General features: G+C 62.7%; 13 protein-coding genes. 12 read left to right on the forward strand and 1 reads right to left on the reverse strand.

The window, feature by feature from the left end:
* Positions 1 to 83 precede the first annotated feature (83 nt).
* The gene (locus M1D34_RS02295; RefSeq protein ID WP_015007872.1) at positions 84 to 791 is read right to left on the reverse strand and encodes a GntR family transcriptional regulator; all 708 of its coding nucleotides are present in this window, start codon (positions 789 to 791) and stop codon (positions 84 to 86) included.
* A 121-nt stretch (positions 792 to 912) separates the two neighbouring features.
* Here M1D34_RS02295 and M1D34_RS02300 point away from each other — a divergent pair, with 121 nt between their 5' ends.
* From M1D34_RS02300 to M1D34_RS02355, 12 genes are all read left to right on the forward strand, one after another.
* Positions 913 to 1,983: an Ldh family oxidoreductase gene (locus tag M1D34_RS02300; RefSeq protein ID WP_498780474.1), complete on the forward strand. Its 1,071-nt coding sequence runs from the start codon at positions 913 to 915 to the stop codon at positions 1,981 to 1,983.
* Positions 1,984 to 2,043: 60 nt separating this feature from the next.
* The gene (locus tag M1D34_RS02305; protein ID WP_498780476.1) at positions 2,044 to 2,208 is read left to right on the forward strand and encodes a hypothetical protein; all 165 of its coding nucleotides are present in this window, start codon (positions 2,044 to 2,046) and stop codon (positions 2,206 to 2,208) included.
* Between the two features lies 1 nt (position 2,209).
* Positions 2,210 to 2,983: an SDR family oxidoreductase gene (locus tag M1D34_RS02310; RefSeq protein ID WP_010970017.1), complete on the forward strand. Its 774-nt coding sequence runs from the start codon at positions 2,210 to 2,212 to the stop codon at positions 2,981 to 2,983.
* 518 nt (positions 2,984 to 3,501) lie between these two features.
* A complete protein-coding gene (locus M1D34_RS02315; protein ID WP_498780478.1) occupies positions 3,502 to 4,689 on the forward strand; it encodes a sugar ABC transporter substrate-binding protein in 1,188 nt (395 codons plus the stop codon).
* Positions 4,690 to 4,821: 132 nt separating this feature from the next.
* A complete protein-coding gene (locus tag M1D34_RS02320; protein WP_015007867.1) occupies positions 4,822 to 6,306 on the forward strand; it encodes a sugar ABC transporter ATP-binding protein in 1,485 nt (494 codons plus the stop codon).
* Between the two features lie 9 nt (positions 6,307 to 6,315).
* Entirely contained in the window at positions 6,316 to 7,365 is a 1,050-nt protein-coding gene (locus tag M1D34_RS02325; RefSeq protein WP_498780480.1) for an ABC transporter permease, read from the forward strand.
* A gap of 258 nt (positions 7,366 to 7,623) precedes the next feature.
* Positions 7,624 to 8,529: a LysR family transcriptional regulator gene (locus tag M1D34_RS02330; protein ID WP_015007865.1), complete on the forward strand. Its 906-nt coding sequence runs from the start codon at positions 7,624 to 7,626 to the stop codon at positions 8,527 to 8,529.
* Between the two features lie 178 nt (positions 8,530 to 8,707).
* The gene (locus tag M1D34_RS02335; protein WP_027993407.1) at positions 8,708 to 9,652 is read left to right on the forward strand and encodes an ABC transporter permease; all 945 of its coding nucleotides are present in this window, start codon (positions 8,708 to 8,710) and stop codon (positions 9,650 to 9,652) included.
* Positions 9,649 to 10,467, forward strand: a complete 819-nt coding sequence (locus M1D34_RS02340) for an ABC transporter permease (protein WP_010970011.1) — start codon at positions 9,649 to 9,651, stop codon at positions 10,465 to 10,467. The genes M1D34_RS02335 and M1D34_RS02340 overlap by 4 nt, the downstream gene beginning before the upstream one ends.
* Positions 10,464 to 12,092: an ABC transporter ATP-binding protein gene (locus M1D34_RS02345; RefSeq protein ID WP_248448284.1), complete on the forward strand. Its 1,629-nt coding sequence runs from the start codon at positions 10,464 to 10,466 to the stop codon at positions 12,090 to 12,092. The genes M1D34_RS02340 and M1D34_RS02345 overlap by 4 nt, the downstream gene beginning before the upstream one ends.
* Positions 12,088 to 12,951, forward strand: coding sequence for a serine hydrolase (locus M1D34_RS02350; RefSeq protein WP_027993409.1), 864 nt, complete (start codon positions 12,088 to 12,090; stop codon positions 12,949 to 12,951). Before M1D34_RS02345 ends, M1D34_RS02350 begins: the two co-directional genes overlap by 5 nt.
* A 23-nt stretch (positions 12,952 to 12,974) precedes the next feature.
* Positions 12,975 to 14,519, forward strand: a complete 1,545-nt coding sequence (locus M1D34_RS02355; RefSeq protein ID WP_027993410.1) for an ABC transporter substrate-binding protein — start codon at positions 12,975 to 12,977, stop codon at positions 14,517 to 14,519.
* Positions 14,520 to 14,674: the final 155 nt, after the last annotated feature.

The following is a 14,674-nucleotide window of genomic DNA, read 5'->3' on the forward strand; positions in this document are numbered from 1 at the left end:
TAGCTTAGCTACAATGGGAGGGCTATTGCATGGGCGTCCGGCGTCAATGCCGTTTCCGGCCGGACCGCTGGAAGGGTGGGACCTCAGCGACGGGTTGCGCGGCGTCGTCCCTTGGCCGCCGCCGCCCCTTCAGCGTCGCGCGCCTTTGCCGCAGCCAGATAGTGTTCCCGCGTCGAGGCGATGTGCCGGCCCATGAGGTCGATTGCGGCATCGTCGTCGCTTCCCGCGACCAGTTCGGCAAGGCGCACATGGTCTTCGAACGAGGAGGCGTTGAGCGAAGGGGCGAGCGAAAGGCGGTTGCGCAGCGCCTGCACGCGGAAGGCGATCAGTTCGTAGGCCTCCAGAAGATAGGCATTGTCGGCGAGTTCGAAGAGGACCATGTGGAAGCCGCCGTCGAGAGTGCGGTAGCGTTCCGCGTCGTCGGCATCGAGTGCCTCGCGCATCTCCTTGACGATATCGGCCCATTGCCGGGTGAGCGCCTGGCGGTCGGTGGCAAGCGCCATCCGCATGGCCGCCAGTTCGAGCACCTCCCGCAGCTCGGAAAGCTTCCGGACCTGATTTGCATCCATGTCGAAGACGAACGAGCCTCTCTGCGGATGCACTTCGATGAGGCCCTGGCGCTTGAGCACCATCAGCGCCTCGCGCACGGGCGTCTTGGAAACGCCAAGCTCGCTGGCGAGCGCGATCTCCGAGAGCGGTTCGCCGAGCTGGAACTCGCCGCGCACGATACGGCTGCGGATTTGCTGCGCCGCCTGGTCGGTCAGCGATGGGCCGCGGTCAAGTGTGTTCATGAGGTCTCCCTTCCATTCAAAAGCTCGAACGCAGGCACGTCGAACCTGTCTGATATTTACACTGAGATATCAGATATGATACGTCAATTCTCGTCGCCCGCAATCTCTAGGTAGGCTTGATATGTCCGTCCAGACACTAGTTGCCCCTGATTTGCTCGAAGCGCGAGTCGAAAACGCGTTGCGCCAGGCCGGCGCTGCACAGGACTCGGCCGAAGCAGCGGTGCGGGCGATGATGCACGCCTCGCGCATCGGGGTGGACAGTCACGGCGTGCGGCTGGTGGTTCATTATGACCGCGTGCTGCGGGGCGGCCGGGTCAACGGCACGCCGAGCATGACGGTCCGCCGGACCGCGGCCGCCACGGCCGTCGTGGACGGCGACAACGCTCTCGGCCACCACGCGGCCTATGTCGCCATGGATCAAGCCATCGAACTGGCGCGCGAAAGCGGCATCGGCGCGGTCGGCGTCATTCGTTCCTCGCATTTCGGCGCCGCTGGCGCCTATGCACGGGTCGCCGCCGAGGCGGGTATGATCGGCTTTGCCACCACCAATTCCGATAGGGTGGTTGCGCCGTTTCAGGGTCGCGAGGCTTTCCACGGCACCAACCCCCTGGCTTTTGCCGCTCCGAGCGGCAGCGCGCGGCCTTGGCTGCTCGACATGGCAACCTCGTCTATCCCGCTGAACCGGCTGCTTCTTTACAAGTCCCTCGGCGTGTCCTTGCCGGCGGGGGTCGCAGTCGACGAGGAGGGCCAGCCGACCATGGAGCCTTCTGAAGGCAGGACGCTTCTGCCGCTCGGCGGTGTGGATTTCTCCTTCAAGGGCGCGGCTCTTGCCGGCGTCGCGACGCTGCTGTCGGCCATCCTGCAGGGCATGACCCTTGATCATGACCTCATGCCCATGGTCGGAACGGACGATTATTCGACTCCGCGCGGAATGGGTCATTTCCTGCTTGCCATCGATCCGGACCGATTTGGCGGACGCGACGTCTTCAACCGGGGCATGGCTGCCTATCTGGAAGCCCTGCGGGCCGCGCCCGCGCAGGAGGGGGCCGAAGTGCTGGCGCCGGGCGACCGCGAGTGGCGTGTCGAAGCCGCACGTGCGCAAACCGGCATTCCGATCGATCCCGATACCGCGGCCTTTCTTGGTCTGCTGCGGGACCCGGCCGAACCGGCCGGAAACTCCGAGGAGAATTAGTTTCATAGCCAACACGTGCCGGGGCAGGGAGCCTCCGGCCATCAACTGGGGAGGAATAACATGAAAACGATGCTGAAGCAGGGGTTGCTGGCCGCAGCGCTGTTGACCTCGACGGCGCCGGTCGCCATGGCGCAGGAATGCGCGGATGCGGATCGCAAGCCGTCTATATCCAGCACGGTTGAGGTGGGAATGACGGACCGGCAGTGCCCGGCCAGAAAGGAATGATATGTACCTGAGGAAATTCGATCTTTCCGGCCGCGTGGCGGTGGTGACGGGAGCCGGGCAGGGGATCGGCCTTGCCTGCGCCGAAGCGCTTTGCGAAGCGGGCGCGGCGGTCGTGCTGACCGACATCAGCGCGGAGCGCTGCGAAGCCGGCCGGGCCGCGCTTGCAGCCAAAGGATACGTGGTCGAGACCGACCTGATCGACATCGGCGACAGCGCTTCCGTCAATGCGGTGGCGGACCGGCTGGCGGTCAGCGGCAGGGCGGCCGACATCCTCGTCGCAAATGCCGGGATCGCCCATGCCGGCGTTCCGGCCGAAGAGCTCTCGGATGCGGACTGGGAGCGGATGATAGGCATCAATCTCAGCGGCGCTTTCCGGTCGTGCCGGGCCTTCGGCAGGCATATGCTGGCCAAGGGCAGGGGATCGATCGTCACGATCGGTTCCATGTCCGGCACGATCGTCAACCGGCCCCAACAGCAGGTGCACTACAATGCGGCCAAGGCGGGCGTCCATCACCTGACCCGTTCGCTTGCTGCCGAGTGGGCGGCCCGCGGCGTGCGGGTGAACTCCGTCGCGCCGACCTATATCGACACGCCGCTTCTGACTTTCGCAAAGGAGGACAAGCCGATGTACGAGCAATGGCTGGACATGACGCCGATGCATCGCCTCGGCCAGCCGGACGAGATCGCCTCGGTCGTGCTCTTCCTGGCCTCCGACGCCTCCAGCCTCATGACCGGTTCCATCGTCGCCGCGGATGCCGGCTATACCTGCTGGTAAGAGCAATTCCAGGAAAAGTGCGTAGCGGTTTTCCGTCCGGGATTGCGGCAAAGGGCCAGAGCAATTCCAGGAAAAGTGCGTAGCGGTTTTCCGTCCGGGATTGCGGCAAAGGGCCAGAGCGATTCCAGGAAAGGTGCGTAGCGGTTTCCGTCCGGGATTGCGGCCTTTAGGGAGGGCGGGAGCGATCCCGGTTTCATTTATCATCCTGACATGCTATACGTACAACATGATAAATAGGCGCCGACTGGAGTTTCTGGCGGCGCCCCCTTGCTCCTGGGTAAAATGTAGTCACGCTACATACCCAGTTCAGATGCCTGCCTGATTCTCTCTGGGATTTTCCATCATAGAACGGTTTGCTTGCGCTTTGTTGAAATGAAGCATGGCTTATCGCAAGCAGGACCCGCAAAAAATGTAGTTGAATTACGAAATGGCATTGTCTAGCATCGCCCTTGCGTGAGTGGGAGAGCCGGTCGGCGTCCGCCGCACGTGTGGAGGAGAATTCGAGAGGGAGGGGAGCTATGTTCAAAAAGCTCGCAAAATCATCGCTGTTCGCGGCGGCAGCGACTATCGCACTCTTGCCGATGCTGGGCGCTGTGCCGGCCGTTGCGCAGGACGGCGAAAATATCGACGTCACCATCGGTTGGGTGCCGCCGGACATTACCGGCGTCTTCAAGACGGCCACGAATTTCTTCGAGCTGGCTGCCGAGGACGCCAATAAGAACGGTTTCAACGTCAAGGTTCTGACGAAGTCGCCGACCAGCCCTACGGCCTTCGCCGAGCAGGTCAGCATCATCGAGGACATGATTCAGCGCAAGGTCGATCTCATCGCCGTTTCCCCGGCTGAAGTCGCGACCGTCAAGCCGGCCCTTGCCCGCGCCACGGAAGCCGGCATCCCGGTCGTCGTCGTCAATCTGCTCGAGCCGATCGACGGCGTTGACGTCTCGTCCTACATCGGCTTCGACAACACGCAGGGCGCGGAGGTGAGCGCCTATTCGGTCGTAGATTATTTCGGCGGTCCGGGCGTGCTTGGTACCGGCGACAAGGTCGATGTCGAACCCGGCACCTATCTCGACCTGAAGTTCTGGGAGGATATCGCTTCCAAACTCTCGGCCGAGGACAAGGCCAAGATCAAGGCGCGCGGTGCCATCATCGAGGGTGTTGCCGGGGGCTTCTACTCGACGGCCCGCCTCGAGGGATTCCGCAAGGTGCTCGAGCAGTTCCCGGGTATCGAGATCGTGGGCGGCACCTGCGCCGGCGACTGGAACCGCGAGAAGGGCACGCGTTGCGCCGAGGATATCCTGCAGGCCAATCAGGGCAATCTCGATTTCATCTGGGCGGCGTCGAACGAGATGGGCCTCGGAGCGATGCTGGTGGCCGGCTCGCAGAACCGGCTCGAAACCACGCAGGACGGCGCGGCTGTCGGTGACACGAAGGTGGCGATCTTCACCAATGACGTCACGCCGGAGTCGGTCGACCGCATAGCCGAGGGCAAGATGATCGCCGAAACGACCCATGGCTTCGCCGATTGGGGTTGGTTCGGCACCAAGTTTGCCGTCGAACTCGCCTGCGGCCTGGAAGTGCCGAAGACCTTCGACATTCGCCCGCGCAGCGTTTACGAGGCGAATGCGCGCAACTTCTATCCGGAACCGAAGCTTGAGCCGATCGACTGGAAGACCATCCGGGCGAACTGCAAGAAAGCCGACTGAGCTTCTCCCAGGGCTGCGGAGCATCTTCTCGAGAGAGGGGTGCTCCGCGCCGCCGCTTGTATGCAGATGCAAACGGCGTGCGGAGGTAGAAAGGGCACGTTCAGTGCCAGTTCCTAGCGGTAGTTGTGGGGCATGGACCAGCACGAAATCCTTCTGAAGCTCGAGAATATCGAGAAGCGCTTTCCCGGTGTCGTGGCGTTGAAGTCGATCTCGCTAGAGGTGCGCGCGGGCGAGGTGCAGGTGCTTCTCGGCGAAAACGGCGCGGGCAAGTCGACGCTGATGAAGATTCTCGCCGGCGAACATGCGCCGACGGGCGGGGAAATCGTGGTGGGTGGCCGCAAGGTTTCGGCGCTGACGCCGACGCTTGCCACGGAACTCGGCATCGGCCTCGTGCATCAGGAACTGAGTCTTGTCCCGGCGCTCAGCGTCGCCGAAAACATCCTGCTCGGCCGGATGCCGCGCAATGCTTTCGGCAGGATAAACTGGGGCAAGGCCTACGAGGACGCGCGCCGCGCTCTCGAGGCGCTCGGCGTTTCCATCGATCCGACGGCCGAAGTGCGCACGCTCGAAGTGGCCGAGCAGCAATTGATCGAGATTACCCGCGTCCTGGAGCGCGGCCCGCGCATCCTTCTGCTCGATGAGCCCACCTCGGCACTCTCGGATAATGAGCGCAGCCGGCTCTTCGATGTCATTCGTCGCCTGAAACAGCGCGGCCACGGCATCATCTACATTTCCCATCACCTCTCGGAAATTCCGATGATCGCCGATCGCGTCACGGTGCTGCGCGACGGCCTCGTCGTGGAGACGCTGCCTGCCGACGAGGCAGACGAGGCGACGGTGATCAGGCTGATGGTCGGCCGCAGGCTGGAGGAACAGTTTCCCAAGGAAACGGTGGAACTCGGGGCGCCCGTGCTTGCCGTCGAAAACCTCGCCTCCGGCCGCACGCTCAAGGATCTTTCCTTCACCCTCCGCCGTGGCGAAATCCTCGGCATCTACGGCCTGATGGGCGCGGGACAGGCCGAGATCGCCAACGCCCTGTTCGGCCTGCAGGCGGTCAAGACCGGTTCGATCGAGGTCGGGGGCAAGCGCGCGGATTTCCGGCATTCCTCTGATGCGATCGCGGCGGGGCTCGGTCTGATCTCCCGCGACCGCCGGCAGAGCCTCGTGCCGATGCAGCCGGTCGGTCCCAATCTCAGCCTCTCCTGGCTTTCCGGGAAGTCGCTTCTGTCGCGGCTCGATCTTACGCGCGAGCGCGAGGAGGGCAGCCGCTACATTTCCGATCTGCGCATCCGTCCGGCTTCCACCACGCACAAGCTGTTCTTCTTCAGCGGCGGCAACCAGCAGAAGGTCATTCTGGCGCGGTGGATGTCGAGCGGCGCGCGGATCCTGATTTTCGACGAGCCGACCCGCGGCATCGATGTCGGCGCCAAGGCAGAAGTGTTCGCGGTGATGAGCCGGCTGGTGTCGGAAGGCGCGTCAATTCTGATGATCTCCTCGGAGCTCAACGAACTGATCGGCATGGCGGACCGCGTGCTCGTCATGCGGAGCGGACGCCTCTCGGCGGAGCTGCCGAGGGAAGAGATATCGCAGCAGAACCTGCTGCGATATGCAAGCTAGGGAGTGGGAATGGATATGCGTGCGGAAAAGAACCCGGACATCCCGGCCGGTGCGGCTGGTGCCCGCAAGACGAAGTTGAAGGCGGTCGTCTTTCAGGCTGGTCCGCTGATCGCCCTGGTCCTGCTCATGACCTATCTCGCCTTTGCCACATCCAACTTCCTGACGCTCGACAACCTTTCCAACGTGGCGCGGCAGTCCGCATTCGTCGCCATTCTCGCGGTCGGGCAGACATTCGTCATCCTGACGGGCGGCATAGATCTTTCGGTCGCGGCCATCGCGGCGCTTTCCGCCTCGATAACCGCCGTCCTGCTCACGCAGCCGCTCGTGCTGTTCGGTATCGATTTCGGCTTCGTGCCGCCGCCGGTGGCGATCCTCATCGGGATTCTCATCGGCATGGCCGCCGGTGCGCTCAACGGCTGGCTCATCTCCAAGTTCAAGATCCCGGATTTCATCGCGACGCTCGGCACGATGACGGCGTTCCGCGGCGCGGCGCTGCTGGTCACCGACGGCCTGCCTGTCCCCTCCTTCAATGCCGGCCGGCAACTTCCCGAAAGCCTGATCTGGGTCGGCGGTGGCCAGCTCTTCGGCGTGCCGGTGAGCGCGCTCATCGCTCTGCTCTGCGCGGCTGCCGGCTGGTACGTGCTTCGCTACACCGCGCTCGGGCGAGCGATCTATGCCGTCGGCGGCAACCGTGCGGCTGCCCATTCGTCCGGCATCAGCATTTCGCGCACCAAGATCATGACCTATGCCATTTCCGGGTTGCTGGCCGCGATCGCGGGCATCATCCTGGTCGGGCGCCTCAACTCCGCCAATGCGCTTATGGCGGATGGCGAGGAGCTGCGTTCCATCGCCTCCGTCGTCATCGGCGGCACCAATCTCTTCGGCGGCGAAGGCGGTGTGTGGGGATCGATCATCGGCGCGGCCATCATCGGCGTGCTCGGCAACGGCCTCAACCTGCTCGATGTCAGCCCGTTCTGGCAGCGCATCGCGCAGGGCGTCGTCATCGTGGTCGTCGTGATCTTCGACCAATGGCGCCGTCGCAGCATGACGCGCGTTTGAGATCTATGAAGAGAGCCCGGCGCTGCAATAGAGCGGGATGTGGAAAAGTGTGGGGCGGTATTCGTCGGGGAGTGCGTAGTTCCAAAAGGATAGAGCGCCTTTGGTGTCTAAATGAACACTGAACACGCTCGATCTGGTGGCCACCTATTGCTTTGTCGGTGACGAAAAGCATGCTTCTGTCGAAGACACCGCCGGCCTTCCAGCAGGGCATTTCCGGCTGGTTGTGACGAAACATGCTGCCACCGAGGTGTTGACCCCATGAACATCAAGCACCTGGAAGTCCTGCGGACACTCCTTGCAACCGGTTCGACCATCGCGGCCGCGAAGGCCATGGGTCTCAGCCAGTCGGGAGTGAGCCGCATGCTGCAGCAGCTTGAAAGCGATTTGGCGATCACGCTTTTCGCCCGCGACAAGGGCCGGTTGATTCCGACGCCGGAGGCGACGGTTCTTGGGCGTGATGCGCAAAACGTGCTGCTGGCCATCGAGCGCATGTCCGGCCATGCGGAGGACCTTCGCAACGGCTCCGCCGGGCCGGAGATCGTCCGCATCGGGCTGCCGAGCAGCATGTGGGAAAATTTCGCACCCGCCATGTTGATCGACTATGTCAGGGATTTTCCCGGCGTTCGCATCGAGACATTCTTCGAGACGACGACGGCGATCACCAAACTGGTCGAGGAACGCGTAATCGACCTCGGTTTTTTGCGCATCGAAGGCGAAACGGGGCCGGGCATTGCGATCGACAAGGTTGCGAGCGGTGAAAGCGTCTGCGTCGTTCCGAAGGATCACTCGCTCGCCGAGTTGCCCGAGATCACCGTCAAGCATCTGCGAAACGTGCCGCTGATCCTGATCGGCCGGCAGCGGCCGAACCGCATGGCGCTTGACCAGGCCTTTCAGCGGGCAGGGGTAAAGCAGATGGTAAAGATCGAAACCCACACCAACAGTTCGGCCTGTTCCTATGTCGCGCATGGACTGGGCGTCTCGATCATCAGCAGCTTCTATGCGAATCTCTACCGTCACCTGCCCGTCGTATACCGGCCGTTCGTGCCTCGTGCGACACAGGAATTCGGGTTGGTGCGTGCAGCCGGAGTTCCGCTCTCCATCGCCGCCCAGGCGCTCAGCGACGCCCTCAAGAAGCAGATCCGGCTTTCGCAAGAAGAACAATAAAACCAACATATTGGCTCTTTTGAGCACTCCGTCCCATTGCTCGGCGACCTTCCGAAGCCCGCATAAGGCTATGACGAACATGCATAATATTGCGCGTCATTCCTCATTCCCGCATAGTCTGGGCCGAAGAAACCGATGATGGCTCGATTTCAACCCGACCATCAATCGTGGGGAACCGATGCTACGCTTTATCCTGAGCCGTCTGATGATGGCTATTCCGACGATCGTGCTTGTCGCCGTGGCGGTCTTTGCACTGATCCGCTTCATTCCCGGTGATCCCGCCGCGCTGATGCTGGGGGACATGGCTCAGCCCGATCAGATCGCAGCGATGCGCGTGGAGCTCGGTCTTGACAGGTCCATGCCCCAGCAATTCCTGATCTGGGCCGGCGATGTGCTGCGAGGCGATTTCGGCCGCTCGATCGTCAATGACGAGGCGGTGCTGCCGCTGGTCGTTTCGCGCTTTCTGGTGAGTGCGGAGATTGTGGTCGTCGCCGTGCTTCTGGCAAGCCTGATTGCCGTACCGGCAGGCGTGATTGCCGCCTGGCGTCAGAACAGTCTGACGGACCTGGCTCTGGTCGGAACGGCAACGGTTCTCCTGTCCATCCCGACTTTCTGGCTCGGCTTGCTGCTGCTGTTGCTGTTCGGGCTTGAACTCGGCTGGCTGCCTGTTCTGGGCTATGTCTCGATCGGCGACAATCTGACCGCTGGTTTGCTCTATCTCGTCCTGCCCGTCGTGACGCTCGTCATCCATGAAGCGGGAGTGCTGATCCGCATGGCGCGTGCCTCCACGTTGGAAGTGCTGCGTCTCGATTACATTACCCACGCCCGTGCGAAAGGGCTGTCGGAAAGCGCCGTGCTCTGGCGCCATGCGTTCAAGAACGCCTTTGGTCCGACCTGGACGATGATCGGCCTCATCCTGGGCAATCTGCTGGGCGGAATTGCCGTCATCGAGACGGTCTTCACCATTCCGGGGCTCGGCCGGCTGATGGTGGACAGCATTTTCGCGCGCGACTACCCCGTTATCCAGGGATGCCTTCTGTTCGTTTCGCTCTCCTATGTGCTGGTCAACCTCGTCGTCGACCTTCTCTACCCTCTCTTCGATCCGCGTGTTGTCGCCGAATGAAAAAGTTGACCCTCAACGGACTGATCGGCGGCATCCTGATCGCCATCCTGCTCGTCACCGCTGCCGTCGGTCTCTTCTGGACACCGTTCGACCCGATGAAACTCTCCTTCACGGCGCGGCTTGCAGCTCCCGGCCCCGCGCATCTGCTCGGCACCGACGAATTCGGCCGCGACGTCTTGAGCCGCCTGATGGTGGGCGCCCGCGCCAGCGTCTGGATCGGCGTGCTCACCGTCGGCTTCGCCACTGTCTGCGGGACGCTCATCGGCCTCATCAGCGGTTATGCGCGCGGCTGGGTGGACGGCGTCATCATGGCTGTCAACAACGCGCTTCTCGCTTTTCCCGGCATCCTGCTGGCGCTCGGGCTGCTCGCCGTCTTCGGCGCCAACCAGTACGGCATCATCTTCGCGCTCGGCATCGCCTATACGCCTTCCATGGCGCGCGTCGTGCGAGGCGCCGTGCTTTCGCTGAGGGAGCGGGAGTTCATCGAGGCCTCGCGGGTAATGGGCAATGGCGAACTTTATACGATGTTGCGCCATATCCTGCCGAACTGCGTGGCGCCGATCACGGTTCTCGCCACCTCCATGTTCGGCTGGGCCATCCTGTCGGAAAGCGCGCTCTCGTTTCTCGGCCTCGGCGTACCGCCGCCGGCGCCGACCTGGGGCAACATGCTGGCGGCCGGGCGGCCATTCCTCCAGCAGGCCGCATGGCTCGGATTGTTCCCGGGTCTGTGCATCGCGCTGACGCTGCTTGGCATCAATCTTCTGGGCGACGCGCTCCGCGACAGGCTCGACCCGCGCATGAGAGGCCTGAAATGACGATGGACAAGCTTCTCACCGTTTGCGGCCTTTCGCTTGAAGTCGCAAGAACCGGCCAGCAGGTCGTCAAGTCGGTCTCCTTCGACCTGGCGCCGGGCGAGATCTTCGGCATCGTCGGCGAAAGCGGCTCCGGCAAGACGCTGGCGACCCGAGCGCTGATCTCGCTGCTGCCGCCGACCATCAAGGTCGCTGGCGGGTCGGTGTCCTACAAGGGCCGCGACGTGCTGAAGATGAAGGAAAATGAGCTTCGCCATCTGCGCGGCGCAGAGATCGGCGTCGTCTTCCAGGAGCCGATGACCTCACTCAACCCGTCGATGACGATCGGCCGGCAGCTGGAGGAAGGACTCATCCTGCACACCAAGGCCTCGGCGCAGGAGCGACGTTCCCTCATACTCGACATGTTGAAGCGGGTCGGCATCCGTGATCCGGAGGGGGCGCTTTCCTCCTATCCGCACGAGTTTTCGGGCGGCATGCGCCAGCGCATCATGCTTGCCTCCGTCATGCTTTTGAAGCCGGCGCTGCTGATCGCCGATGAGCCGACCACGGCACTCGATGCCGTCATCCAGCGCGACGTGATGGAACTGATGGTGGAACTGACGCGGGCCGAAGGTACGGCCGTTTTGCTGATCAGCCACGATCTTCCGATGGTGGCGCGCTACACGAGCCGTATCGTCGTGATGGAAAAGGGCGCGATCGTGGAAAAGGGCCGGACCGAGGACCTGCTCAAGGCACCGCAGCATCCCTACACGAAGAAGCTCCTCTCCTCGCTGCCCTTCCGCGGCCGGCCGCGCCAGATCGATCTGACGAGCGTGCCCATGATCTCGGCCCGCGATATCATCGTGGACTATGCAGGCCGAAAGTCGCTGTTCAGGAAGAACAAGCCGAAGCGCGCGCTGCATGGCGTCAGCATCGACATTCACGAGGGCGAGGTCGTGGCACTCGTCGGCGGTTCCGGCTCCGGCAAGACGACGCTCGGCCGCACCATTGCCGGTCTCGTCACGGAAAGCGAGGGCCGCATCCGGTTCCAGGGACGGCCGCGCACTGAAAACTGGACCGATTATCGCCTCAACTGCCAGATGGTGTTCCAGGATCCTTATTCATCGCTCGATCCGCGCATGACCATCGAGGCGCTGGTCGAAGAGGCGCTGAGGCCGGTGCCGGGCCTGGATGGCAAGGCCAAGCGCAAGCGTACCCTGGAAACGCTGGAGGAAGTCGGGCTCGGGGTCGACTATGCCGGCCGTTATCCGCACGAACTCTCCGGAGGCCAACGCCAGCGCGTCGCCATTGCGCGTGCGATCGCGCGGCGCCCGCGATTCCTGATCGCGGACGAACCGGTTTCCGCGCTCGACGTGACGGTCAGGGCGCAGGTCCTCGATCTCTTCTCGGATCTGCAGAAACGCTACGGCTTTTCGTGCCTGTTCATCAGTCACGACCTCGGCGTCGTCGAACAGGTGGCCGACCGCGTCGTCGTCATGCAGGACGGCCGGATCATCGAGGAGGGAGACCGCGACACGGTTTTCGACAGTCCGAAGGAAGCCTATACGCGCCGGCTTCTCTCGGCCATTCCCGCCCTCGACCAGAACGAAAAGGGCGGCGTGACACTCAAATGGCGTCTGGAGAATTGATGTGCTAACCGATTCTGGCCCGGTGATGGAAAGGCTTGCGCAGATCTGCGACGCGCAGCCTTTCGTGACGCGCTTCGTTGTGCGCAACCTCAAGACCGGAGAGACGATCGAACGCGGCGCCGACGAGGAAACGCCTTCTGCCAGCACCCGCAAGACCTCGATCATGATGGCGGCGCTGAAGGCCGTGCACGAGGGGCGGCTGGATCTCGACGAGCCCATCACTTACGAAGCCCGCTTTGCCGAGGAAGTCGCGAGCGGCATGTTCCGGTATCTGACGCCGGGGATCGTGATTTCGTTGCGCGATGCCATAACCGGCATGATGGTGCTGAGCGACAATGTCTGCACCAAGATGGTCTTCGAGCGTCTGACGCTGGAGGAAGTCGACAGCTACTGCAAATCGATCGGCATGCACGGTACGCATCATCGCTTCCTCATTCCGCCGCTGGCCCTACCGCCGGATCATTCGCTGACCTCGGTCACGACCACGACAGCCCGCGATCAGGCCTTCCTGTTGCAGACGATCCTGGACGCGCAGACCTCTCCCGAGGCGATCGCGAAGCTCGGCACATCGCCGGAGTTGTGCGCTTATGCCTTGCAGACGCTGAAGAACCAGATCCTGCGCTATGCCATCCCGTCGCGCCTGCCGTTCGGCACGGTGGTTGCGCACAAGGGCGGCACCGGCAAGCGCGGCCGCATGAATGCCGGCATCGTCTACCGCGACGGCGCCCCCTTCTACATCATCTCCGCCTATACCGACGAAGTGCCGCAGGTCATGCCGGACGGCACACCGGGCTACACGATGGCGCTCGAGACAATCGGCAGGCTCTCGCGTGCCTGCTGGGACGGATTCCACTCATAACGATCAATAAAGAGGGTAGAACAATGAAAAAGCTTCTTCTTGCGGGCGCCGCGCTGCTCGCCATGGCCAATACAGCAGCAGCACGCGACATCACCATCGCGCAGAGTTCCGACCTGCGCAGCAACAATCCGGGCGTCAACCGCGACGGCAATACCGACAGCATCATCCTGCACATCGTCGAAGGCCTCGTCGGCTACAACAATGTCGGCGAAGTGAAGCCGCTCCTCGCCAAGAGCTTCGAGATGTCGGCCGATGGGCTGACCTATACTTTCAAGCTGCGCACCGACGTGAAATTCCACAACGGCAAACCGATGACGGCCGACGACGTGGTGTGGAACTGGACGCGCTACCTCAAGCCCGAGACGAAGTGGACCTGCCTGAAAGATTTCGCAGAAGGCGGGGCCGCGCCTGTAGCCGGCGTCAAGGCCACCGATGCGGCGACCGTCGAGATCACGCTCGCAAAGCCGTCGGCCGTTTTCCTTGGCCTGATGTCGCGTCCCGAATGCGGCTTTACCGGCATGATTTCGCCTGATTCCGTCGCTGCCGACGGCAGCTTCGCCCAGCCGATCGGGACCGGCCCCTTCATGTGGGGGGAGTGGAAGAAAGGCGAGTACATCCATCTCGAGAAATTCGCGGATTATGTATCGCCGGAAAACGAAGGAAAGCCGGACGGCATGGTCGGTTCGAAGCGGCCCCTTGCAGACGGTGTCAAGTTCATGGTCATTCCGGATGCCTCGACGGTGAAGGCAGGTCTGGAATCCGGTGTGCTCGACACGGCGGAAATCTCGCCGGATCTCATTCCCGAATTCCAGGCGAGCGACACGATGCAATTGATCGTCGCGCGCAATAACGGCAAGAATCTCTTCTACATTCAGACCCGCGACAAGGTCCTGAGTAATCCGGGCGTGCGCCGCGCCATGGCGATGGCGCTCGATCTGGATCAGCTCGTTGCTGCCGCCTCCAACGGCACGGGCGAGGCGAACGGCTCGATGGTGTCGCAGGACTCGGTCTATTTCAGCGAAACGCAGAAGAAGCGTCTTCCCTACGACATCGAGGCCGCCAAGAAGGAGCTGGCGGATGCCGGCTACAACGGCGAGCCGATCTCGATCATCGCCAACAAGCGCGGCAATGTGCCGAGCTTCCCGGCCGCCGTCATGGCGCAGGCGATGATGCAGCAGGCCGGCCTCAACGTTCAGATCGAGGTGCTGGACTACGCAACCCAGGTCGACCGACGCCGTTCCGGCAATTACCAGGTCATTTCGCAGTCGGTCGCGCCGCGCCTCGACCCCGCGCTGATGTATTCCTTCTACGTCGGCGACAAGGACGAGAACGCTTCTCTGATGTGGGACGATCCGAAAGCCATCGAACTGATGAACGCAGCCTATGCCGAGGCCGATCAGGTCAAGCGCCAGAAAATCTTCGACGAGTTCCATGAGCTCATGCTGAAGGAAATGCCGGGCATCTTCCTTTACGACATGGTCGATGTCTGGGGCGCGACCAAGAAGCTGAAGGGCCAGCCGGTCTGGCAGTCGAACGCCCGCCTTTGGGAAGTGTCGGTCACCGACTGAGCCCCTGTTACCTGTGCCGGGCGGCAGAACCCCGACCCGGCCAATCCATCATCCATCGGACCGATCCGGCGAAGCGACCTTTGCGCGTCTGAAAAGACGCGCAGCGCTGCAGGCGCCGGGCGATCTCCTGCGCCCGCCCATCGAAATACGAGGAC

The organism is Ensifer sp. D2-11, assembly GCF_054161295.1.

Coding starts and splice junctions, on each gene's coding strand:
- M1D34_RS02295 (WP_015007872.1), bottom strand. CDS start 791: ATGAACACACTTGACCGCGGCCCATCGCTGACCGACCAGGCGGCGCAG.
- M1D34_RS02300 (WP_498780474.1), top strand. CDS start 913: ATGTCCGTCCAGACACTAGTTGCCCCTGATTTGCTCGAAGCGCGAGTC.
- M1D34_RS02305 (WP_498780476.1), top strand. CDS start 2,044: ATGAAAACGATGCTGAAGCAGGGGTTGCTGGCCGCAGCGCTGTTGACC.
- M1D34_RS02310 (WP_010970017.1), top strand. CDS start 2,210: ATGTACCTGAGGAAATTCGATCTTTCCGGCCGCGTGGCGGTGGTGACG.
- M1D34_RS02315 (WP_498780478.1), top strand. CDS start 3,502: ATGTTCAAAAAGCTCGCAAAATCATCGCTGTTCGCGGCGGCAGCGACT.
- M1D34_RS02320 (WP_015007867.1), top strand. CDS start 4,822: ATGGACCAGCACGAAATCCTTCTGAAGCTCGAGAATATCGAGAAGCGC.
- M1D34_RS02325 (WP_498780480.1), top strand. CDS start 6,316: ATGGATATGCGTGCGGAAAAGAACCCGGACATCCCGGCCGGTGCGGCT.
- M1D34_RS02330 (WP_015007865.1), top strand. CDS start 7,624: ATGAACATCAAGCACCTGGAAGTCCTGCGGACACTCCTTGCAACCGGT.
- M1D34_RS02335 (WP_027993407.1), top strand. CDS start 8,708: ATGCTACGCTTTATCCTGAGCCGTCTGATGATGGCTATTCCGACGATC.
- M1D34_RS02340 (WP_010970011.1), top strand. CDS start 9,649: ATGAAAAAGTTGACCCTCAACGGACTGATCGGCGGCATCCTGATCGCC.
- M1D34_RS02345 (WP_248448284.1), top strand. CDS start 10,464: ATGACGATGGACAAGCTTCTCACCGTTTGCGGCCTTTCGCTTGAAGTC.
- M1D34_RS02355 (WP_027993410.1), top strand. CDS start 12,975: ATGAAAAAGCTTCTTCTTGCGGGCGCCGCGCTGCTCGCCATGGCCAAT.